The organism is Acidobacteriota bacterium (assembly GCA_030697165.1).
Taxonomy (GTDB): domain Bacteria; phylum Acidobacteriota; class Vicinamibacteria; order Vicinamibacterales; family UBA2999; genus 12-FULL-67-14b.
Genome location: JAUYQQ010000022.1, coordinates 369064 through 391210, shown reverse-complemented (window position 1 = coordinate 391210; position 22147 = coordinate 369064). Strand labels below are relative to the sequence as shown.

At 67.9% G+C, this 22147-nt stretch carries 20 protein-coding genes and 1 pseudogene; 9 read left to right on the top strand and 12 right to left on the bottom strand.

Features of this window, described 5'->3' with window-relative positions; all coding sequences use genetic code 11:
• Positions 1–13: 13 nt before the first annotated feature.
• Positions 14–1441, bottom strand: a complete 1428-nt coding sequence (locus Q8T13_21350) for a nitronate monooxygenase (protein MDP3720317.1) — start codon at positions 1439–1441, stop codon at positions 14–16.
• A 200-nt stretch (positions 1442–1641) separates the two neighbouring features.
• On the opposite strand from Q8T13_21350, the gene Q8T13_21345 reads away from it, so the two are divergent.
• The 3 genes from Q8T13_21345 (at position 1642) to Q8T13_21335 (ending at position 4652) form a co-directional block, all read left to right on the top strand.
• Positions 1642–3546 (top strand): c-type cytochrome, encoded by a 1905-nt coding sequence (locus tag Q8T13_21345; protein MDP3720316.1) that lies wholly within the window; start codon positions 1642–1644, stop codon positions 3544–3546.
• Positions 3547–3700: 154 nt separating this feature from the next.
• Positions 3701–4102, top strand: coding sequence for a hypothetical protein (locus Q8T13_21340; protein MDP3720315.1), 402 nt, complete (start codon positions 3701–3703; stop codon positions 4100–4102).
• A 28-nt stretch (positions 4103–4130) separates the two neighbouring features.
• Positions 4131–4652: a hemerythrin domain-containing protein gene (locus tag Q8T13_21335; protein ID MDP3720314.1), complete on the top strand. Its 522-nt coding sequence runs from the start codon at positions 4131–4133 to the stop codon at positions 4650–4652.
• Positions 4653–4656: 4 nt separating this feature from the next.
• On the opposite strand, the gene Q8T13_21330 is transcribed toward Q8T13_21335, so the two are convergent.
• The 7 genes and pseudogenes from Q8T13_21330 to nosZ all read right to left on the bottom strand — a co-directional run bounded on the left by Q8T13_21330 (position 4657) and on the right by nosZ (position 12949).
• A complete protein-coding gene (locus Q8T13_21330) occupies positions 4657–5346 on the bottom strand; it encodes a Crp/Fnr family transcriptional regulator (protein MDP3720313.1) in 690 nt (229 codons plus the stop codon).
• 9 nt (positions 5347–5355) lie between these two features.
• Complete coding sequence (locus Q8T13_21325; protein MDP3720312.1) at positions 5356–6651, bottom strand: hypothetical protein; 1296 nt, start codon at positions 6649–6651, stop codon at positions 5356–5358.
• A gap of 32 nt (positions 6652–6683) precedes the next feature.
• Entirely contained in the window at positions 6684–7064 is a 381-nt protein-coding gene (locus tag Q8T13_21320; protein ID MDP3720311.1) for a cytochrome c, read from the bottom strand.
• Positions 7006–8655, bottom strand: coding sequence for an ABC transporter permease subunit (locus Q8T13_21315; GenBank protein ID MDP3720310.1), 1650 nt, complete (start codon positions 8653–8655; stop codon positions 7006–7008). The genes Q8T13_21320 and Q8T13_21315 overlap by 59 nt, the downstream gene beginning before the upstream one ends.
• Positions 8652–10010: pseudogene (gene nosD / locus Q8T13_21310) on the bottom strand (nitrous oxide reductase family maturation protein NosD). Before nosD ends, Q8T13_21315 begins: the two are co-directional and overlap by 4 nt.
• A 467-nt stretch (positions 10011–10477) precedes the next feature.
• Complete coding sequence (locus Q8T13_21305; protein ID MDP3720309.1) at positions 10478–10924, bottom strand: nitrous oxide reductase accessory protein NosL; 447 nt, start codon at positions 10922–10924, stop codon at positions 10478–10480.
• A gap of 21 nt (positions 10925–10945) precedes the next feature.
• A complete protein-coding gene (gene nosZ / locus Q8T13_21300) occupies positions 10946–12949 on the bottom strand; it encodes a Sec-dependent nitrous-oxide reductase (GenBank protein MDP3720308.1) in 2004 nt (667 codons plus the stop codon).
• Between the two features lie 65 nt (positions 12950–13014).
• On the opposite strand from nosZ, the gene Q8T13_21295 reads away from it, so the two are divergent.
• Entirely contained in the window at positions 13015–14499 is a 1485-nt protein-coding gene (locus Q8T13_21295; GenBank protein ID MDP3720307.1) for a plastocyanin/azurin family copper-binding protein, read from the top strand.
• Positions 14500–14559: 60 nt separating this feature from the next.
• Here Q8T13_21295 and Q8T13_21290 read toward each other — a convergent pair whose 3' ends face one another.
• From Q8T13_21290 to Q8T13_21275, 4 genes are all read right to left on the bottom strand, one after another.
• On the bottom strand, positions 14560–14799 hold the full coding sequence (locus Q8T13_21290; GenBank protein MDP3720306.1) for a hypothetical protein: 240 nt from the start codon (positions 14797–14799) through the stop codon (positions 14560–14562).
• A gap of 130 nt (positions 14800–14929) precedes the next feature.
• Positions 14930–15274, bottom strand: a complete 345-nt coding sequence (locus Q8T13_21285) for an HPF/RaiA family ribosome-associated protein (protein MDP3720305.1) — start codon at positions 15272–15274, stop codon at positions 14930–14932.
• 81 nt (positions 15275–15355) lie between these two features.
• Positions 15356–16027 carry a response regulator transcription factor gene (locus Q8T13_21280; GenBank protein ID MDP3720304.1) on the bottom strand — a complete coding sequence of 224 codons (672 nt, stop codon included), beginning with the start codon at positions 16025–16027 and terminating at the stop codon, positions 15356–15358.
• Positions 15996–17657, bottom strand: coding sequence for a histidine kinase (locus Q8T13_21275; protein ID MDP3720303.1), 1662 nt, complete (start codon positions 17655–17657; stop codon positions 15996–15998). Before Q8T13_21275 ends, Q8T13_21280 begins: the two co-directional genes overlap by 32 nt.
• A gap of 96 nt (positions 17658–17753) precedes the next feature.
• On the opposite strand from Q8T13_21275, the gene Q8T13_21270 reads away from it, so the two are divergent.
• The 5 genes from Q8T13_21270 (at position 17754) to Q8T13_21250 (ending at position 22142) form a co-directional block, all read left to right on the top strand.
• A complete protein-coding gene (locus Q8T13_21270) occupies positions 17754–18401 on the top strand; it encodes a DedA family protein (protein ID MDP3720302.1) in 648 nt (215 codons plus the stop codon).
• A 12-nt stretch (positions 18402–18413) separates the two neighbouring features.
• Positions 18414–19877, top strand: coding sequence for a hypothetical protein (locus Q8T13_21265; GenBank protein ID MDP3720301.1), 1464 nt, complete (start codon positions 18414–18416; stop codon positions 19875–19877).
• 125 nt (positions 19878–20002) lie between these two features.
• Positions 20003–20488, top strand: coding sequence for a peptidoglycan-associated lipoprotein Pal (pal, locus tag Q8T13_21260; GenBank protein MDP3720300.1), 486 nt, complete (start codon positions 20003–20005; stop codon positions 20486–20488).
• A gap of 3 nt (positions 20489–20491) precedes the next feature.
• Positions 20492–21604: a heparan-alpha-glucosaminide N-acetyltransferase domain-containing protein gene (locus Q8T13_21255; GenBank protein ID MDP3720299.1), complete on the top strand. Its 1113-nt coding sequence runs from the start codon at positions 20492–20494 to the stop codon at positions 21602–21604.
• 190 nt (positions 21605–21794) lie between these two features.
• Complete coding sequence (locus Q8T13_21250; GenBank protein ID MDP3720298.1) at positions 21795–22142, top strand: hypothetical protein; 348 nt, start codon at positions 21795–21797, stop codon at positions 22140–22142.
• Positions 22143–22147: the final 5 nt, after the last annotated feature.

Here is a 22147-nt window from a genome sequence, read left to right as displayed (position 1 = left end):
AAAGGCGGGCAGGTCAAGCCGGTGGCAGACCCAGGATGTGGGCAATCACGTCGGTCGCGGCGTAACGGTCGGTGCCAGGGGCCATGAACCGCACCAGGCCGGCCAGATCGTCTCCGGACGTGACGATCCCCGGCTCGGTGTCACGCCCGCGCAGCTGGCCGAGGCCGATGTTGGCCAGGAGCGCGTTGCAAATGCACTTGCGACCCACCGTGTCTTCCACCCTGCCGCCTTTGCTGACATAAACACTCACCGGCTCGGCCGGGCAGCGATACCCGACCGCCCCATCCGGGTGGCGATAGGCCTCTCGCAGATAGCCGAGATCGCAGACGCGCGTCCGCGATTGATAGACCGACGGCTCGGACATGGTGCCCGGAAGCCGGGCCACCTTGAATGGAAACGACGTGGGTGACGCGAGCGGATCGGTGAACACGCGAGCCGTGCCCGCCCGAACCTGCGCCAGCAGCGCGTCCTTGTAGTCCGAGCGCAGGCCGGACTCTTCACAGAATGCGAACGCGGTGCCCACTTGCACGCCGGCGGCGCCGCAGGCGCGGGCGGCCGCGAGTTTGCCGGGGTCGCCGTAGCCGCCGGCCAACCAGAACGGGCGTCCGAGGATACGCATCTTCTCCAGATCCACCGCGTCGCGCTCGCCGTACACCGGCTCGCCGGCGTCGTTCAGCTGCGGCTTGCCGCGAGGCGGCGCGTTGTGCCCACCCGCGGTCGGTCCTTCGACCACGAAGCCATCAACCTCGCCGTCCGAGCGCTTGACGAGCGCCGCGGCGAGCACATGCGATGACACAATGGCGACAAACCTCGGTCGTGACAGCGGCGGAAGGTCCACGTCGAGGTAGTCTCTCGGATCGAACGTCAAGGCGGCGTCATCTCCCTCGCTGGCTCCGGCCGTCGAGAGTGGATAGCGCACCGGCGCGTGGCGGGCCAGCCGATCGAGCACGCCCGGAATCCGCGCGGGAATGCCGGCGCCCATCAGTACGTAATCAACGCCGGCCAGCATCGCGCCATAGATCGACGGCAGATGCGGGAGCTGGATCTTCTCGAGGTAGTTGATCCCGACCGGGTTCGCGTGGCCCTCGCGCGCGAGACAAACCTCGACGAAGTTGCCGGCAAGACAGAGCTCCACGAGCTCGCGCGGCCCGTCGATCTCGTGAAGCGGCAGCGGCTTGAACGGCCGGTCGGCGCTCTTTCCGCCGGCGACGTAGTACCGTCGGCAGATCCGCTCGGCGACCGCCGGCACGGGCAACCGTTCCAGCCCGCGGCGCATGTGCCCGCCCGGATCACCCATCTGGAGGCGGCGCACGAGGATGATGTCGAGGGCCGTGCCCGAGACCACGCCGAGCTGTCCCTGCGACGAGACGGCGCGGGCCAGTCGCCAGTCCGAGACACCGGCGCCCATGCCGCCCTGAATGATCGTGGGAAGTCGGAGCATGTCCTATCGGGGCTTCGGGTCTGCAGGCAAAAATGGGAACGGCGCCTGCGTGCGGTTCCACGTACCATTCAAGGTGGAAATCGGCGCCGCTCCCGAACGAGGCTGAAGCACTGCCTCGAAAACCTACTCCGAAGGGATGCGGGCCGGTATGACGCCCGTCATAGCGGCCCGCTCCAACCAGGCCGTAGACTGCCCGCGCGATGACCGCTCGCCCCATGCTCTGGAGCGTGCTCCTGCTGGCGGGCTGCACACCCCCGGCGCCCGCCGGCCCGCCGTCACCCGCGCCCGTCGTCGTAACATCCGCCGCCGGCGAGGCACGCGAGTCGCCGGCGAGTCGTGAATACCGACCGGGCATCAGCCTTCCGGACACCGATCCGCGGGAGTTCATCGTGGCCGGCGCGCCTCGAGGCGACCAGCTCTATGTCACCTTCTGCGCCTCCTGTCATGGACTGGACGGGCGGGGCGAAGGCCGGGCGGCCCCATTCAGCCGGGTACCGCCAGCCGATTTCACGCGCGCCGAGTTCAAGGTGCGATCAACGCCGCTCAACGCGCTGCCGACGGACCGCGACCTCGAACACGTCATCCGGAATGGTGCGGGTGGCGACGGCGCGATGCCGCCGTTCCCATTTCTCGCCACCGACGACCTCCGCGCCCTCGTCCACAAGGTGAAGTCGTTCTCTCCGCGGTGGACGTACGAACGCGCGCCGGCACCGGTGCCGCTGCCGCCGCGCCGGTCTGGCGAGGCGCAACGTGGGGCAGAGGTTTACGGAGCGTGGGGATGCGCCGACTGCCATGGCCCGCAGGGCATCGGCGATGGACCGCTGGCGCGATCGCTTCGCCACGCCAGGGGCTTCAGCGAGGCTCCCGCCGACCTGACGCGCCCGCACAATTTCAAGGCTGGCGGCGCCGAATCAGACCTGCTCCGATCGATCGTCACGGGGTTCAGCGGCACCAGCATGACGGCCTATGCGCCGACTGCCCGGAGCGGCTCCGACCTGTGGAATCTCGTGACATACCTGCGGTCCCTCCAGCGGCCGCCACCCGATCGGCCGCACCGAGCGATCGACACCACGACGGCCGCCACGTACTGGCGGCCGCCGCTGCGAGCCGGGCCCGGCAGCATCGCCTCGCCAAGCTGCGCCACGTGCCACCCGCTGCAGTTCGCCGACTGGTCACGTTCCCGTCATGCAATGGCCATGGGACCTGGTGTGTGGGCGCAGATGCACGAGCGCGACTCCGGTGGTAACTGTACGAGCTGCCATGCGCCGCTTGCCGAACAGGCGGAAGATGCCTACTTGCAGGCCGACAGCGTGACCTGCGCCGCCTGCCATGTCCGCGCCGGCCAGGTGTTCGGGCCGGCGCCAACGCCCAGCACGCTGCTCCCGCTGGTGTCGGGCTCTCGGTCAGGCCACGGCAAAGTCCAAACGCGGGCGTTCTTCGAGCAGTCGGACTTCTGCGCCGGTTGCCACCACTTCCCGCCCGGCACCGCCCCAACCGTGAATGGGACCACGCTGCAGAACACGCTCGAAGAATGGCGCAACTCGCGCGCCGCCCGGGAGGGTCGCACCTGCCAGACGTGTCACATGCCGGACCGTCGCCACTTCTTTCGTGGCATTCACGATCCCGACACCGTGCGCCGCGCGGTCCGCTGGACGTTCGACGCCCTCCCGCGCGCCGCTGGCGCCGCGGCGCGCATGACGCTGACCAACGTCGGCGCCGGACATTTTCTCCCTACCTACACGGTGCCCGAGATCTGGATGCGCATCGACGTCAAGGACGGCGCCGGCACCACACTGGCGTTTGCCGAGCATCGCATCGCACGAAAGGTGCAGTTCGAGAACGGCGAGTGGACTCAGACGAGCGACACGCGCCTGGCGCCCGACCAGACCGCGACGCTCGACTACCCCGGCCCGCTCCCACCGACGGCGGTCCTGATCGTCGGCCGGGTCATCGTGCTCCCCGATCTATGGCAGGCGGACAAGTTCCGCGTGCGCCTCGCCGAGGCGCAGTCGGACACCCTCCGCCGGTTCTACAAAGCGGCGCTCGACGAAGCCGACTCGTCCGGATACACGCTGTTTCAGGCGGAACGGCGACTCGATCGCTAACGCCGCAAAGCGGCAACTCGACCGCTGGCGCCACCAAGCGCCGGCCGGTCCCAGCAACCGTATGACGGGCGTCATGGCGTCACCCTGGCGGCGCGGGTTAGCGTGGTCGCAGGATGGATTTGAAGGCAGAAACGGCACCAGGAGGAAACACGATATGCGGTCACGAATCATCGTCGGATCGCTCGTCTTCATGGCCAGTTTGACGTTCGGCCTCGCCGCGACGCGCACGGCCGCTGAGCCGGCCTTGAAATGGGCGGCGGTCAACCTGAAAGACACCACGGTCATTGCCGGCGCGTTCGTCTCGGGGCCGGTGATCTTCGTTCACGACGACGCCAAGATGGCGCAGGGCGGACCCTGCACCAGCGTGCACCGCTTCGAGCCGGGCAAGGGCGTCGGCGAGCAGATCGTCGCCTTCCACTGCAAGCCGCGCTGGACCCAGGCGCCCGGCCGCTTCACCAGTGCCATCGCGTCGCGGGCGGATGGACCACCCGTCATGACGGAGTATCAGTTCGCCGGTGACGCGGAAGCGCACGGCGTGCCGCAGAAGGCGCATTAGCGCCTGCCGTGACAGTGCGAAGGCAGCCATGGAACGCCTCGTCGACAATCCGGACATCGCGGTGGTCTGTGACGCGATCGTCGCCCGCTACCATGCCGGGTTGCAGGAAGCACTGCCGCGCATTCGCGACGCCATGGCGTCGGTGAGCGCGACCGCAGCATCTCCCGAGCTGGCGTTGCTGCGCGTCGCGTTCGACGAGCTCGCCGAACAGATCGAGTACCACCTGGCCAAAGAAGAGCACCTGCTGTTCCCGGCGTTTGCGGCGCTCTCGGCTGCGGACCGCACGGGCGGGGATCGTCCCGCAACGGCATTTGTCACCGTCCTCCATCCCATTCGAGCCATGGAGGCCGAGCACGTCCGGATCGAACAGGCACTCGACCGCCTGCGCGAACTGGCCCGCGCGGTAGTCGAGCCGGACGCCCTGGCGGCGAACTGGCGGCAATGCCTGGCTGAGCTGGCAACGCTCGACGCCGACCTGCGCGCCGATCACCGCACCGAGAACGAAGTCCTGTTCCCGCGGGCACTCGAACTGGAGCGGCGACTGCTGTAGCGACTCAGCTGGCGGCCAGCTCGTCGAGCGCCGGCCGATCCACCACCACGAACCCGTCCTTTTCGGTGTGCAAGACGTTGTCTTTCTGCCACCGGCTCATGATGCGAATCGCGGTTTCGATCGTGGTGCCGGCCAGATCGGCCAGCTCCTGCCGCGACAGCGACATCGGCACGAACACGCCGCCGCGCTCGGGGCGGCCAATCTGGTCGCTCAACTTGAGGAAGAGCCGGGCAAAGCGCGTTTCGACGCGGGCTCCGGTCAATTCGGCCAGCCGTCGGGTCAGTTCGGCGAGCCGCAGCGTGAGGCCGGAGAGCAGGCCGCGGACCAGGACCGGCTCCGCCTCCAGCAGCCGGAAGAATGCCGCCTGTTCGATGCTGATCACCGCCGTCGGCTCGAGGCTGAGCGCCGAGGCCATGAACGGGGCGCCCTCGTAGAGCGCGACGGCACCGAGCGGATCGCCATCACCGAAGATCTCGAGAATAATCTCCTTGCCGGTCGGCGTCGACTTGAACACTTTGACCCGGCCCGACACGATCACGATGAACGCGTCGGAGGGATCGTCCTCGGCAAAGATCAGTTCGCCCTTCCCATACGATTTCAGCCGCGCCACTTCGGCGACGCGGGCCCGCAACGGCGCCGAGACGCGGCGAAACAACGGCAGGCGGCGCAGCAGCTCATCGTCCGGTACGGGCACGGAGACAGTCTAGCGGATCTCGACCGCCGGACAGCTGTCCCGGCGTGGCCGAGTCACGGGCTCGCGGGCCAGGCGCACCATGTACACCAGGTAGGTTCCGCCGAGGCCGACGCCAGCCAGCAGCACCAGCGCACCGGCCCGGATGGCCGGTCGCTCAGCCTGGGGTAACCCCCACACGAGCAGTGGAACCGCGGCCGCCCAGCACCACACGATCGCCCGTGCGAAGGCCGGGGACGGCAGGGTGTTGGCCGCGCGCGACGGCGGCGTTCCCGTGACGGCATAGGCGCGGTACCAGGCGTACATCGGCACCAGACGGCCCTGCATGCCCACGACCATCTGCGCCAGGAAGCCAATCAGGCCGGTGACGCCGTACATCCACATCAAGGACAGGCGGTCTTCGTAGGGCGCCTGGATGCAGAGCGCCAGGCCCATCGCGATCGTCACGAGGAGCCACCCAAACGCGATCTGTACCTGCCACGTTGACCAGTCGCGCGCCGGCAGGGCCGGCGGGCGCGGCAGGCGGCGCCCGAGCATTCGACGGACGTGGGCCATGAAGGACACCACGCCGCCAACCATCATCACCGCGCCGAGCCAGAGGCCTTCCGAGTCCGCCAGCAGGCGCACGGTCAGCACCACCAGCCCGCCTTGCAGCAGGATCGCGCTGAGCGCCAGCGATCCGCCCGCCGGCATGGCCGCGGGCAGCATCATGGGGATCAAGCGATACGACAGGCCGATCACCAGCATCGTCACCCAGCCGACCGCCGCAATATGGGCGTGGGCGAACATCGTCGCGAGCGGCGACACCACGAGGAACCCGCGTGAGCGATCGAGGCCGATCAGGATCCCCAACCCGGCGGCCGCAAGGATGTTGAAGAACGCCAGCGCGACATGCAGGCGCACGCCCCACTGAACGCTGGAGCCGGGCAGGCCCCGCATCACGCGACCGCCCACCCACGCCACGGCGCCGGACACCAACAGCGCCGACCACACCATGCCGTCGTAGGTGTTGATCCAGAAATGCGAGACCATGCCGCTGGCGCCGAGCACGAACGAGGCGAACGCGATCCAGTCGGCCTTCACCGCAGGCATCGGCACCCGCAGCGCCAGCGGGCCGACGATGTACAACGACCCGAGGATCGAACCGGTCAACCAGGCCAGCGTGAGCAGGTGCACGAGCGCGACGACCCGCGGCTGGTAGAACGACGTGCCGGGAAGGCCGGGGTCGATCACCAGGACGAGCAACGCAGCACCGAAGCCGGCGTGCGCGACGAGGTAGTAGGCGAGAGGCAGCGCCGACGCCGGCATCGAATCGGTGCCGCCTCTCGCGGGTTGCCCGTTCAGGGCTGGCTCAGTGACCGCACATACGCGACCAGCGCGGCCAGGTCATCGCCACTGATCTGCGGGTGACTCGGCATGCCCGGCTTGCCATTGATCGCGCCGCCAACCCTGATGATCTCGGCGACTTCCTGATCCGGCAGCGTGCTCATGTAGGCACGGTCGGTGTGGTCACGCGGCGGCGGCTTCAGGACGCCGGCGCCCGGACCGTCACCTTTGCCGCTCTCGCCGTGACAGGCGACGCAGTTGGCCTTGTAGAGCTCGCGGCCGCGCCCGGGTTTGGCCGCCCCCGAAGCTGAACTCGCCGACGACCCCGCGCCGGCACTAGTTCCCGACGCCGGCGATTCCTCCTTCGACGTGCACGCGATCGCCGCAACCAGCACGGCCGTTGATAGCAGCAATAGCCACTCTGTTTTCCGCATGTGAACCCTTCCTCCTCCGAATTGAAAACTTCATCGCCGCGGCGCAGACCGGCACCACCCCCCACATAATCAGCGTTCCGATCAGCAGGCTGGCGGTTCCTGCCGGAGACAGCGTCGCCGTGAGAAAAGCGCCGGCCGGGCCAAGTAAGTACAGATCCGGTTCGAGCGCCAGGACCCCAAGGACCCTCGCGGCATCGACCGGGTTGCCGACCAGCGCCGCCGCGAGCCAGGGTGCCGGCATTCCGCTCACGGCGAGCGAACCCATGAGCACCAGGTCGTACAGCAACACGAATGCAAACCACGTGAAGATCGCCGTTCCCTGCGCGTGTACCGCCGAGCGGCTGGCGACGGAGATCAGCAGGCCCACCGCCGCCATGGCGGCGCCGGCCAGCGCCGCGATGGTGGGAAACAGCAGATAGTGCCCAAGCACCGTGGGGCCTGCCGCCAGGACAATGGCCAGCCCGGCCGGAACGAAGCCCGCGACGGTGGCGGCGGTCAGCGCCGCGAGCAAGCCAAGATGCTTGCCCACCAACAGCTCGGTCCTGGTCAGCGGCTGCGCCAGCAGGTGCTCGAGCGTGCCGCGCTCCTGCTCACCCGCGATCAACGCCGCCCCCATGACCACCGCCACCAGAGGCGACAGGAGGAGGCACAAGTTCATCAGGGTTGCCGTGGTGCGGCCAAACGCCTGGATCGCCAGGCCCGAGGCGCTGTCGAGGCCAGTGGCGATCGCGGCCAGGCCGAGCCCGCCGAGCAGGACCGAGTACCCGATCAGCCAGCGGTTGGTGAGCCCGTCCCGCACTTCCTTGCCGGCGATGGGGAGCATGCGTGCCGCCCTGTGCCGCCAGCCGTGGCCCGCCGTCGCCGTTGCCCTTGCCGCGAGGGCGGTCGAAGCCGCGGGTGCGGCGCCGCCATGTTCGGCTGCGGCCGGCGCCTCCACGACGCGGCCCGCTTCGAGCGTGATCGTGCGGTCACCGGCATCGAGCAGCTCCTGGCCGCCGTGCGTCGAAACGATGACGGTTCGGCCCTCGCCGGCGGCCGCGCGCAGCCGCTCGGCCAGCCACCGCCGGCTGGCGACGTCGAGGCTGGCGCTCGGCTCATCGAGGACCAGAATGCTGGGATCGGGCAGCAGCGCGAGTGCGAAGCCGAGCCGCTGACGCATGCCGCCTGACAGCTCACCGACCAGCGTGTCGAGATGCGGTCCGAGCCCCGCTTCTTGCAGCAGCGTCGCACCGCGATCGCCCGACGACTGGCGGATCCGCGCGTAGAACGCCATCGTTTGGCGAACCGAGAGGTCGCCGTGCAGACCCCCGCTCTGCGGCATGTAGCCGATCGCCGAACGGACCGCGCAGCCGTCGGCGAGGGGATCGAGACCGTCGACCGCGATCGCGCCCTCGTAGTCGGTGATCCCGAGCAGGCACCGGAGCAACGTCGATTTCCCGGCGCCGTTCGCGCCGAGCAGCAGCGTCACTTCTCCCGCACCGAGCGTCAGCGACACCTCGGCCAGCGCCACCCGCCGGCCGTATCGTTTCGTGACGTTCCGAATCTCGATCATCGGCGGCCTCCCGCGGCAAACGACATCAACGGCCGATCGTCGACCAGCAGCGGCGGCTGGCGAAAGAGCGGAAACATGCGCGCGGCCGCTTCGAGGGCCAGGTGCGCCGGCGTGTACAAGAAGGCCTGGATCAAGGGATTGCGCTGGACCAGCGCGTCGATTGCCGCCTCGACGCGGTGGGAGACGTCGCCGATGCCGTCGCCGTCGGCGTCGTAGCCGCGGTACTGGCCCCAGGAGTTGCCGCGGCCCTCGCGCGACCAGCGCATGCCCGACGCCAGGGTGCGGCCGAGCGCGCGCACGTCCGAGAGATTCTCGGCAATGCGGTTGCCCGTCAGCGTCAACCGCGCGGTGCTCTGCAGCGCCAGTCCCACTTCGTTGCCGGCAATCACATTGCCGCTGAAGACGGCTTCGCGCCGCGGGTCGGACGGCACCGATTCGGCATAGATGCCGATCCGGTTCGAGGTGATCTCGTTGTCCTCCGCGACCAGGTCGCCGATGTCCTTGAGCAGGATGCCGTAGGCGGCGACGCCTTCCCGGTGGTGGCGGATCCGGTTGCCCTTCAACACCAGGCGGTCCGACATCATCAGCGCGGCTCCCAGCAGATTCCTGGTGACCTCATTGTTCTCGAAGCGCGCGTCGTGCGAATACATCGAGTGCAGCCCGTAGCGGCAGTCGGTGACGACGTTCTCGGTCACCGCCACGCGCTCGGTGAACGAGAGATAGATCCCATCGCGGGCGTCGGCGACCCAATTGCCGTTGATGCGGCTGTCGCGCAGCTGCTAGGCGTTGATCGCGTGGCCGGGGCGCGCGCCGTAGTGCTTGCCGGGCCGAATGCGGTTGCCATCGATGACGACCCGGGCGCCGTCGCCAATGTGGATCCCGAAGTAGACGTCGACCACCTCGTTCGACTCGATCCGGTGACCGTTACCCGTGACCTTGAGGCCGGCGGCCTCCTCGGTGACTGCGCGGCCGCTGTTGCGAATCGTAAAGCCGCGAAACACCACGTCGCTGCCGGAAATGGTCACCACGCTGCCGCGGCCGCCGCCGTCGATGGTTGCGCCGGGTTCCCCGATCAAGCTCAGCGGCCCGCGCACGACAATCGGACCGCGATAAACGGCCGCCGCGACAATGAGCGTGCTCCCCGGCGGCGCGGCATCAATCCTGGCCTGCAGGACGTGGGCAGGCACGTCGGCGGCCCGCGCCACGGGAACCGCGAACACCAGCACGAACAGCGCGGCGATCGCCGGAGCGAGTCGCACCGGCGCCGCGGGCCGCGCCCACCGGTCGCCGAACCGGGCGCCCACCACCAGCACCAGCCCCGCCGCGACGATGCAGCCGAATCCCCAGGACACCATGCCCGTGGAGACGAAGTTGCCCATCGTCGTTTCACCGATGACCAGGGGCGTGAACGGCTCGAGACGAATGGGCGCTTTCGGATTGAGACTGTGGCCGAAGGAGTACAGCCGCCATTGCAGGTCCACCAGCATCATCACCGGCGCCGCCGCCGTGGCGGCGATCGCGAGCCGGCGCAGCCACTGGTGGAGCGGCGACAGCAGGCAAATCACGACTAGGGCGGCGATGCCGAACGGGAACAGCGCCGTTTCGAGCGCCGGCGCCTCGATCGGCGGCATGCCGATGTAGTGATTCAGGATGTTGATTTCGTGGACGTCTCCGCTGAGCGCCGTGCCGTAGGCATACAGATGCAGGCCGCGCGGATATTGCGGCGCCCTCATCGTCATGCTCCAGAGCGGCAGCTGGGCGCTTAGCGCCACCAGCGCCGCCGCGAGCACTCCGGCTGCCACGCGGGCGACCCGTGCGCGCGTCATTTCGCCTCTCCTTTCCAGGTCCGGACTTCCTGCCACGATCGCAGCATTTGCCCGCCATGCGCCGTGGCCGCGGTCTCCGCCGCCGCGGCCGCGGCGTAGGCGAGCACACCGCCGCTCATCGGGGTGGGGATGCGCGTGGACGCAACGAAGATCGCCGTGTCGGCGTCGAGCCATCCGGCTCCGCCGGCCTCCTGCAGCCAGACCTCGGCCGGAACTGTGGCTTCACCGCGAAGGGCCTCGAGCAGGCACCCGATGTCATCGAACACCCGCGGTGGCTGGCCCTGTGCCTGGTACGCCGCGGCGTAGATGGGCTCGCTGACCAACATGCCGCAGTGGCTGCAGGCGGTGGTGTCCACCACGATCTCCGGGGGACCAGCCGCAATCGCGCTGCAGGCCGCTGACAGCAGCGCGAAGGCGGCGATGACAAGGGTTCGAGTCGACATGTGACAGCCTTCCCAGGTCCCTTACTTCTCGACGATGAGCCAGCCCTGCATCTCCAGGTGCAGCGCCGAACAGAACTCGGTGCAGTAGAAGCTGTAGGAGCCCGCCTTATCGGCGACAAACTCCACCGTCGTCGATTCTCCCGGGTCGAGGCTGACGATCACGTTCTTGGTCGGCACGGCGAAGCCGTGCGTGGCGTCGGCCGTCTGTTCGGTGTTGGTGAGATGGATGATCACCTTGTCGCCGACCTTCGCGGTCACGATGTCCGGTGTGAAGTGGCTGCGGACCACGTTCATCCAGACTTCCACGACCCCGGGACGGCGCTCGATCCGGGCCTCGGTTTCGGTGGCGATCGCGTTCGGGCTCCGCGCCATCGTTTCCGGCGAGGTGCCGGGCGCGTAGACCGCCAGTCCTTTCAGGGTGTCGGTCTTCACCAGCTGGGCATAGTGCGGCTCGCCGAAACCAATCGGCATGTCGGCGATCAGCTCCATTTTCGGGCCGGAGATATCGATCAACTGGAAGTTCTGCGGGTGCAGCGGCCCGACGTTGCTGTGACGGTCGATCGACCACTTGTTCATGGCGATCAGGTACTTGCCCTGGGGGTCCATGGTGTCGCCCTGGGTGGTGGCGAGATGGCCGATGTTGTAGTGGACCGACACCTTGTCCACCAGCTTGAAGGCCTTGTCGGCCGGGTGGTACGGCTCGCCGAGCGTCCACTTCGCCACGGCGCTCTCGAGATAGAGGCTGGTGTAGGCGTGTCCCTGGTTGTCGTACTGGGTGTGCAGCGGACCGGCGCCCAGTTCGACCTTGCCCGCGACCACCGCGTCGAAATTGAGGATCGGAATGCCGTAGCGATCTTTGCCCTCGTAGTTCTTCGATTCGATCGCCTTCTTGATCAGCTCGATGCTGTAGACCGTGGCATGCGGATCGAGCTTCCCGGAGACCGTGATGTAGTCGCCCTTCGGGGCGATGTCGACGCCGTGCGGGCTGCGCGGCTCGGGCGCCAGGTGCAGCAGCCCCTCCTCAACCGCGGTTTCGAGCGTGATCACGCGGATGCCATTCAGGCTCGTGAACTTGCCCGCCGCGATGACCTGTTCGGCCTTCCGCCAGTTGATGATGTGCAGGTAGTCGAAATCGAGCTGCGACGCGCCGACCTCGAGGGGCGGCCGGCCCTGCTGGATGCCGCCGGTGGCCATCTCCACGTTGTACGAGTTGATGAAGGCGTAGCCGTCGCTGGCGCCCTTCCCGGAGTCGGCCAGGTCCTGCGTGTACGGCGGCAGCTCGATCTGGAAGCTCTTCGCCAGATCCATGCGGCCGCTCTTCGGATCGACGGCGACGAACGTGGAGTAGCCACGATAGATGTCGGCGTAGCGATTGAGATGGTCGTCGAGCGTCACCGATTGTCCCTTGCTGGCGTTCCACGCCTTCAGGGCCGGCACCTTCGAGGAGATGTGCACGTACTTGGTGTCGGGCGTCGCGAAGATGCCGCCGTGGGAGGTCTGGAGGTTGGGCACCTGCAGGACCTGCTTGGTCCGGAAGTCGGCAAGGTCCACCATCCCGATCCGGCCATGCGCGCGATCGTTGATGTAGAGCCAGCGGCCGTCGTATTTCCCGTCGGTTTCGCTCAGCGCCGGGTGATGGGAGTCACCCCATCGCAGGGCGTCGCCGTTGCCGTTGCCGCTGCCTTCCCCGAGCGCACTCTCGGACCAGTCGGCGCCGTAGCCGAAGCCCTGCCACGGCTCGGGGGTGAAGACGGCAATGGTCTTCAGCAACCGCATGGACGGGACGCCCACGACGTGCACCTGACCGGAATGGCCGCCCGACGCAAACAGCATGTACTCGTCGCGCCCGCCCGGCGGGACGAACGTCTTGATGGCCCGGCCGGCGTCCTCGGGACTGAGGCCCCGCGACTGCGCAAGCTCGAGCAGCCCGGCGGGCCCACCGCTGGTCAAACGGGGCCCGCACGCGCCGATCGTTGCCGCCAATACCAGCACGAGCGGCACCACTACGATCAGTATTCTCTTCATCCCATCCTCCGTTCCGCTTTTGACGATTGCTTCACGGAGTATTCCGCCACGGCGGAATCGCGCCTATGACGCGTGTCATACGCCGCCTCGGACGGCTCGGCTACGGTGAGGTGTCGGGACGGCAATACGGCTGCCGCCCCAGATTTCGACAGGAGCTCACGATGACACTGACGATCGTCCGCATACTTGGTTGGCTGGTAATCGCCCATGGCCTGTCGCATGCCGTACTGCCGATGCGAGGTTCCCTGGCCTACACGGCATGGGACGGTGACTTGCTCCCGGCTGCCCTCTACAGCGTCAGCATGGTCGGCTTTGTCGCGGCCGGCCTGGGCCTGCTGGGCGTGCGACCGCTGGACCGCGCGATCAGCCCGCTGCTGGTCGTTGCCTCCGCCTGGTCGCTGGTCGCCATCTACGTCCTGGGCGATCCGCGGCTGTGGTTCGGGGCCGTGTGTGATGTGGCGCTCTTGCCGATCGGCCTGTGGGGCGCCTACGCCGGATGGCCGTCCCACCCGTCGCATCGCCGCATCTGGCACCTCGCCGCGCTCACCGCTGGATTCACGCTGGTCGGGTATATCGGCGTCGGCGCGTTCACCTATCCGGCGCACCGCACGTGGGGCAGCACGCCCGCGGAACTCGCCATGTCCCTGCCCGGCGATGCCGAGCCGCGCGATCCCGCGCTCGAAGTCCAGCACGCCGTCACCATTGACGCACCGGCTGAGGACGTCTGGGTCTGGCTGGTCCAGCTGGGCCAGGATCGCGCCGGGTTCTACAGCTACGACTGGCTCGAGCGAGCGGCCGGCCTCGGCATCCGGAACGTCCGAGACGTGCGGCCTGAATGGCAGACGCTGCAGGTGGGAGACGTGGTCCGCGCGACCCCGCCCGGCTACCTCGGCGGCCTCCTCGGCGAGATCGCCTGGAAGGTCGGTGACCTCACGCCGGAACGCGCGTTGGTGCTCGAGAACAGGGCCGCGTTCGTGTTGCACCCGATCTCGGAGGAACGCACTCGGTTGATCATTCGAGCGCAGATGGGCACCCGGGACCGGTCCGTCTGGGCATCGGCGGCCAGCCTCCTGGGTTTCCAGTTACCCCACTTCATCATGCAGCGCCGCATGATGCTCACCCTCAAGGCCCTCGCCGAGGAACATTACGCCATGCGCGATCCGGTCCGGACCATCGACATCGTCGCGACCGACGACATGAAATACAGCGTGACCACCATCACCGCGCAGCCCGGCGAGGAGATCCGGATCCGGCTGGTGTCGAAGGGCGTCATTCCGAAAGTGGCGATGGCGCACAACGTGGTCGTGCTCGAGCTCACGACCGACATCGACGCGCTGCTGAAGGAAGGCGCCCCGTTTCGGGAGACCGACTTCATTGCGCCGGCGATGATGACGAGTGTGATCGCCAGGACGGCGCTCGCCGGTCCCGGCGAACAGGTGCAGGTGACCTTCACCGTCCCCGAGACGCCAGGGGACTACCCATTTGTGTGCACCTTCGCAGGGCACTACCAGGCCGGCATGAAGGGGACCCTCATCGTCAAGCCTGGGTAGAGGACCGCCACAGGGTGTGCTCTGTTGGACGGAGACGAACGAAACCCCCGACGACCGCCGCTAGCGGCCCCGGCCGCGAACGCCGCCGACAACGCCCGCGCGCTTCGCCGTGGGTCGGGTGGTGGTCCCGATCTCGATCCCCTTGGGACGGCCGCCGCGATCCGTGGTGGCGCGTGGCACATCCTTCGGCACGCGGGCGCGGCTGATCCCGATCACGTCCCCGACGTGCTTCTTCGCGCTCTTGGTCGCGGTCTTCGCTGACTTGGCGGTCTTCCCGGCGGTACGTGTCGTTTTGGCCACGAGCCCTCTGAGCGGCGCCAGGCTCCAGTCCGTCCGTGTATCGGAGGTGTGGTCCAAGCGTTCCCGCGAAGCATACCTCACCCTTCACCGAGGATGCTCAGCAGTAGGGCACGACAAGTCGCGTGAGCAATCAGGTGGGTTCACCGCGTGCCGGTGCGCGGTCACCTTCGCGCAAGCGCCCGAACGTGGTCTCGATCGCGCGCTGGAGCTTGTCAGCGGCGCCATCCATCGCGGCCGCCACGGTTGCCGCCTGGTGAGTGACGGCGATGGGCGGCCGGCCTTCGAGTCTGGCTTCCATCAGGCACCGCTTATCGTCGTTGCCGCCTCTGGTCGCGTTCTCGTCGCTCAGGTGGATCTCCACCCTGGTGATCTGATCGCTGAACCGTGCCAGGGCAGCTTCGACGATGGTCTGAGCCTGCGCGGCCAGCCCTTCGCTGCCGGTGATGTTGCGGTCGGTATTCGTCTGAATCTGCATCGGTTCCTCGGTTGTCGACTATCTTCACCAGCATCGCCTGATGTCGCTACCGTCGCTGTGCAATTGTGGACAGCGGCATCGTCACATCAACCCGTTCTCGCGAGCGTAGTTGGCCAGCTCGACCCGGCCGTTCAGGTCGAGCTTCTCGTAGATGTTGTGCATGTGGACCTTGACCGTGCCTTCGCTGATGGACAACCGATCCGCGATCGCGCGGTTGCGCAGTCCGCCGGCCACCAGGCGCACGATCTCGCGTTCCCGGCTGCTCAATTGGCGCGCGGTCGCGCTGGCGCGCTGCTCGCGTGACAGCAGCCGGCGTAAGGCCCGGCCGCCGAGCCCTTGCTCGAGCCACTGGCCGCCGGCATGCACTTCGCGGATCGCGTCGATCAGCAGTTGCGGCGCCATGTCCTTGAGGACCACCCCTTGCGCGCCAAGACGGATCGCCTCCAGCAGCTGATCGTCGTCGATCACCGCCGTGAGCAGGATGATGCGGGTGCGCCGATCCTTCTCGCCCATCGCACGCAGCAACTCGAGGCCGCCACCTCCCGGCATCAACAAGTCCAGCACCAGGACGTCCGGCGACACCGCCCGCAGCGCCCGCAGCGCCTCGTCCGCCGTCCGGCATCGCGCCACCACGTCGATATCGGCCTCCAGCCGGAAGAGCTGCTCGAGGCCGTCAAGCACGATCGGGTGATCGTCGGCCAGCGCGACGCGAATGGGCGCGTCAGGCAGCAACGCCGAGAGGGAGTGTGACATTGAGCTCTGCTCCGGCAGGACCCGATTCGAGGACCAACGAGCCCTGCAATGCCCGCACCCGGTCGCGCAGGTTCTTGGGCCCGAGATTGAGCGTGGCCAGCTGCTCGTCGGTAAAGCGGCCGGTGAAGGGGAAGCCGCGGCCGTTGTCCGTAATCGAGACCGCGATGGCGGCTGCGCCCACGGGTTGGATCGTGACGTGGGCCTGGGACGCCGAGCCGTGGCGAGCGGCGTTGACGAGTGCCTCGCGAATGATGTGGTACACATCGCGGCACAGCGAGACCGAGAGCCCATCGCTCTGGTCACCCAGCCGGAGCTCGACCCGCAGGTCCCATTCGCGCTCCATCCGCTGCGCCAATTCGTCGAGGCGCGCCTCGAGCGGGGTGCTTTCCGGCGCCGACGCCGCCGGCTTGAGTTCCTGGATGAAGAAGCGCAGGTCGCGCTGCTCGGACGCCAGCATCTGCTGCGCGTCCTCGATCGCGGAGATGACCGCCGGCGCTTCGCCGTTCATCATTCGCCGGATCGCTGCCAGCCGCAGCGCGATCCCGGTGAACGATTGCAGCACCCCGTCGTGCAGGTCGCGCGCCAGCCGGATCCGTTCCTCGGTGGCGGAGGCCTGCCGCAACTGCTCCGTCAGACCGAAGGCGTCCAGCCGTGCCGCGATCACGCCGGCCACGATCTCCGTCAGGACCAGATTGTCGAGGGTGGGTTCGGCCTTGTCGAGCACGAACAGACGCCCACTGAGGCTTTCCCCCTGCATCGGCACCGAGACCACGCTGACGGTCGCGAAGCGATCCGCGAAGCCCGCCGCGATCGGGTCCCCCGCCCACAAGGCGAGCCGCAGCCCATCCGGCTCTTGCACCAGGGTTCGGGCGTTCGGGCCCCGGCGGCAGATGAACGCGCGATCACTAATCTCGCCGTTGACCAGCGCGATCTCCCGGGACTGGCGATCGTGCGTCCACGCGCCGCGGTCCCACACTGCGAGACGCCGCCACGGCGTGTCGATTTCCGACCAGGCCAGGACCAGTCGCGGCGCTGCCAGCAGCGGCGCCGCGTAGCTGAGCAGATCCCGCACCAGTGACTCCGTGTCATCGCGAACCGTTTCCGGCCAGGTCGCAAGCAGCGACATCTCGCGCACCGTTCGCCGATCCTGCGTGCCGACGTACGCGAACAGGCCCGCCAGGACGAACAGATAGACACTGCGAATGATGAACCCCCGCAGGTCGAACTCGGGGTCGTGGAGGACGATGCCGAAGTAGATGCCAAACCCGAAGAACACGGCCATCACGATCGTCGCCGTCCACAGTGTCCCTCGCACCTGCCACCGCAACGTCGCGGCCAGCAGCGCGAAGACGAAATACACCGTGAACGGGCTCGCCGGATCCGTGAAAAAGATGAACAACGAAAAGCACGCCAGATCAACGGCGTGCGTGACCACCGGCCACCAGCGCGGCACGGCCTCGACCCCCCACAGGAGCACGGCCACGGCCGCGGCGTAGACCACGTAGGCCACCAGGACGCTGTACGCGACGGTGGCATAGCGGATCGGCTCTGCCGGGTCCAGCCAGACGGCGAACAGTGACGCAACCGCCAGCAGGACGCGGCCGGCCGCGATCAGCCGTTCAGGTCGCATGCGTGGGACGTACAGCGGTTCCGACACCGCGGTGAGCGTACCATGCCGTCCGCCGACCTCCGCTATGTCCAAGGATATAGGGCGGTGTACCAGCTGATGTATTCACTCCGCGCCAATCCGCGGGTATCGTCAGCGAAGGTGGTGGATCCTGACAGCCTCTCGATCTTTCTCAGTCTGTGGGGCTACCCGGCGCTCCTGGTGCTGCTCGTTCTTACTGGGGTGGGATCGCCGATCCCCGAGGACCTGTTGCTGCTCACCGCCGGGTACCTGGTATTCAGCGGCGTCTTCGTTTGGCCGGCGGCGCTGGCGATCGGTGTCGCCGGCGTGGTCATCAGCGACGTGATGCTGTTCAGCGCGGGCCGGCATCTGGCGTGGCGCTCGATGCGGGGGGGCGACAACCAGCTGCTCTCCCGCGAGCGCCTGGCGCGAGCGTCGGGGTGGTTCGATCGCGTCGGCGATCGACTCGTGTTCATCGCGCGGCTCGTGCCGGGCACCCGCGCGATGGTGTTCCTGGCCGCCGGCGTGCGGGCCGTGCCTGGGTGGCGCTTTCTCCGCTACAACCTCCTGGGTGCGGCGCTCTGGGTGCCCGCCATGCTCGTGGTCGGGCACGCGTCGGGCAGTCGCATTGGCAACCTCGAGGCGATGGTCGCGTGGCTCAGTCGCAGCGCCGTGTGGGTCATGGCCCTGGCCGCCGTGCTGTTTCTGATGTGGCTGTCATGGGGACGTGAGGAGTCGAAGCTGTAGGGCTCGCTGGCCATGAAGCAACACTCAATCCTGAGGTTCGGCGCGGCGGGGATCTGCGTTCTCGCCATGACCGGCCAGTTGTGGGCGCAAGCCGCACGGCGGCCCTTGCCGCCGTCTGTAGGCGTGCGCGTCGAGCGCGACCACGCGGCCATGGCGCGCTTCCGTCCGGCCTTCCCCTTCTGGCAGCACATCTTCGTCGTACCCGACGGCGCGATCGCGTTTGGCAGCGCCGTTGACGGCCGCCTGCTGGCCACCTTCCCGGTCCGGGGAGACTGGGCACGGGACGGGGTGTGGCGGGACAATTCGTTCGCCACATTCACGATCGATCACCGTCTGCCGGACGATCTGTGGCAGCGTCGCGAGACGGTGGCGGAGTTGCTCGAGCCGGCGGTCGGCCCGGTGTTGCATAACCCGACCCGCGGGCTGTCGGTGCTTCCGAACCTCCCCCGGTATGGCGCCTTCCTGGGCGAATGGGGTGCCATCTACGAGCGTTTTGGAGTGCCGGCGGAAATCGGGCTGGCACAAGCACTGGTCGAGTCCGGGTTCAACGGTACCATCCGCTCCGAGGCACGGGCCGTCGGTTTCTGCCAATGGCTGGACCGCAACTGGAATCGCCTCAAGCAGCTGGCACCGCACGTCGTCGAAGGGCACAACCAAACGACGCAGGCGCCATACTGCGCCGCCTATCTGTCGATTCTCGCCACGAAGTACCACAGCTTCATCCCGGCACTGTCGGAGCACCACACGGGTGGCGCTAACGTCGGTCGCACCCTGATCAACGGCGAGCGGCTGGGCGGCGCCGATGTCCGCGAACGCTATTTCATTGGCGCCGAGTTCGCCCGCGACCTGCGCGCGGCCGCGCCTGGCGCCTTCAGCGATCTCTACGGGACCTACGGCCCACGCTCGTTTCTCTATGCCGAAATGGTCTTCGGCAATGCGGCGGCAGTCGCGCAGCTGACGGCGACGACGCCACAATCGAAGATTTACGCGATGCGGACCCCGCGTGCCCTGGCCGTGACCGACATCGTCCGCAGCACCGGCCTGACAGCCGCTGAGGTTCGTCGATTCAATCCGGCACTGGTGTCGCGCGTGCCGGCGCGGGGCACGCTCTACCTGCCGCGGCACGTCGCGGCGTTTGGGCGCGACGTGGCGTTCTGGCATCGGCCGCCGGTCGCTGCCTATTCATCCCTGCTCACCGAGTTCACCAGCCTTGACGCCTCGATCGAACGCTGGGACAGCCCGTCGTTCGACGCGGTGCTCAGCCGCTTCCGGACGCGCTTCGAGGCGACCGCGACCGAAGAGGGCGCCGTCATGGCGACGACACTGGCATACGTGCTGGAGGAGCGGCGTTCGAACCGCCAGGCGCAGATCCTGGCGGAGTTCCGTTCGAGCGGGCGCATCGCGCAATTGTTCGAGCAAGCCCGGCTGCAACGGGAACCGGCGGTGCCTCCGCGACGCGGCGGCACTGACCACTGATGGGGCGCGGGGCCACGGTGACACCCGCGAAGGAAAAGGACAACAGGATGACACACGCACGGTTGATCGTAGTCGCGGCGCTCTGCGCCATTGTGGTTGCCGGGTGCGCTAAACGGGCGCAGCCGGTGAGCCGTGTTGAGCCACCGCCGGCGTCCACGGTCGAGACCCCGCCGCCCCCGCCGCCGGCGCCGATGGCGGCAGAAGCGGCACCAGCGCCGGTCCTCTCGGAGGAGGAGCTCTTCGCGCGCAAGACGCTGGCCGAGCTGAACGCCGAACGGCCGCTTGGCGACGTGTTCTTCGACCTCGATCAGTCGGCCATCCAGTCACAGGCGCGCGAGGTGCTGCAGCAAAACGCCGCGTGGCTGCGGCGCTGGCCCTCCACGCGCATCACGGTCGAGGGCCACAGCGACGAGCGCGGCACCGGCGAGTACAACCTCGCGCTTGGCGAGCGGCGCGCGCAGGCGGTGCGGGCGTACCTGGTCGATCTGGGTGTGCCGCGCGACCGCGTCGAGGCCGTGGGCAAGGGCAAAGAGGCGCCCTTTTGTAGCGAGTCATCCGAAGCGTGCTGGCAGCAGAACCGGCGAGGGCATTTCATCATCACCGACAAATAGCGGATGCGGTCCGCGTTCCTCGATCTCGCGCGCGCCTTCGCGATCCTGATGATGCTCCAGGGCCACACCCTGGATGCGGTTCTGGCCGTCGAGGCGCGCGCGGGAACGGCGTTTGACCTGTGGACCTTCCTGCGCGGGCTGACCGCCTGCATGTTTCTGCTCCTGTCCGGGCTGGCATTCACGCTCGCGACGGATCGCCAGTGGACAGGGCATGTAACTTCCCCGGCCACCATCACTCGGCGGCTGCGCCGGTTCGGATTCTTCCTGCTGCTCGGCTACGCCCTGCACTTTCCGATGGCCAAGTTCCGGCACTTGCCGGGGATGGGCGACGAGCGCTGGCGGAGCTTCCTCGCGGTTGACGTGCTGCAGTGCACCGCGGTCATGCTGATCGTTCTGCAAGTGTTGGTGTGGGTGGTACGCACGCGTGGGCGCCATGCCGGTGTAGTGGTGCTCGGCTGCGTGGCGATCGTCGCGCTGACACCGGCCATGTGGGGCATCGACTGGGCGGCGCGGCTGCCCCTGGTAATCGCGGCCTATCTCTCACCCGCCACCGGCTCACTGTTTCCGCTGTTTCCCTGGGGTAGTTACGTCCTGTTCGGAGCGGCCCTCGGTCATCTCCAGATTCAGCGCAACATCGACCCGGCCGCCGGCGTTGGCGATTCTGTGTGGCTGCTCGGCGGCGTGGGACTACTGGCCCTCGCCCTGATCAGCATCTCGATTCCGATCGCGCCGTTCGGGGCGGCGCATTTCTGGTCGACCAGCCCCACCCAGTTTCTCCTTCGCACCGGCCTGGTACTGGTGGTTCTGAGCGCCGTGTCGCTCATCAGCCAATCTGTGTCGAAGCCGCCCTACGCCGTTCAGGCACTCGCACAAGAGTCGCTCACGATCTACGCCGTCCACTTGTGTCTCGTCTACGGCTCGGTCTGGAACGTGGGCCTGCGGCAGCTCGTCGGGCCCAGCCTGACCATCCTGCCGGCGCTCGGTGCGGTGGCGGTGATGTGGGTGTCAATGGCCGCGCTCGCCTGCGCCTGGCGCTGGTGCAAGCAGCACCAGCCGGGCGCCGCAAAGTGGGTCCGGGCAGGGACGGGAGGACTGCTGCTCGGCAGGCTGCTGTGACGCGCGGCCTCGTCCGGTCGGTTCCAAGCCTGATCGGAGGAATAGAATCAACTGATGGCGGCCTTGTTCGCACCCGACCGCTCGTCGGTGCCTGGTCCCTCGACCTGGCTCCCTGGCGGTGCGTACTGGGCATTGCGCACGGACCCCCTCGCCTTCTTCACCGGCACCGCGCGCACCTCACCGCCAGCACGTGCAAGGCTTCGCCGAGGCGCTGACCGACGCCGTGGCGAACTTCGCCTACGCGTTCATTCCGGGCCTGGACTACTGGCAGAAGCTGCCGCTACCCATGTTCGTCAGGATGCGCACGGCGCGCGAGCGTTTGGATCGCGTGATTCATCGCGTGATTGCTGAGCGACGAACAGGCAACCCCAAGAAGGGGTTGCCTCCACCGAAGCCGGATCTGATCTCGATGCTGCTGGCCACTATCGCGCAGCGATGGCGGTTTGCCAGGGGCGCGCATCCGGCGCCGGCCACCGAACCGAGGATCACCCTGAGGCCGAAGGGGTTGACGATGAATGCCGTGGCACGGTCCGCCTAAAGGCG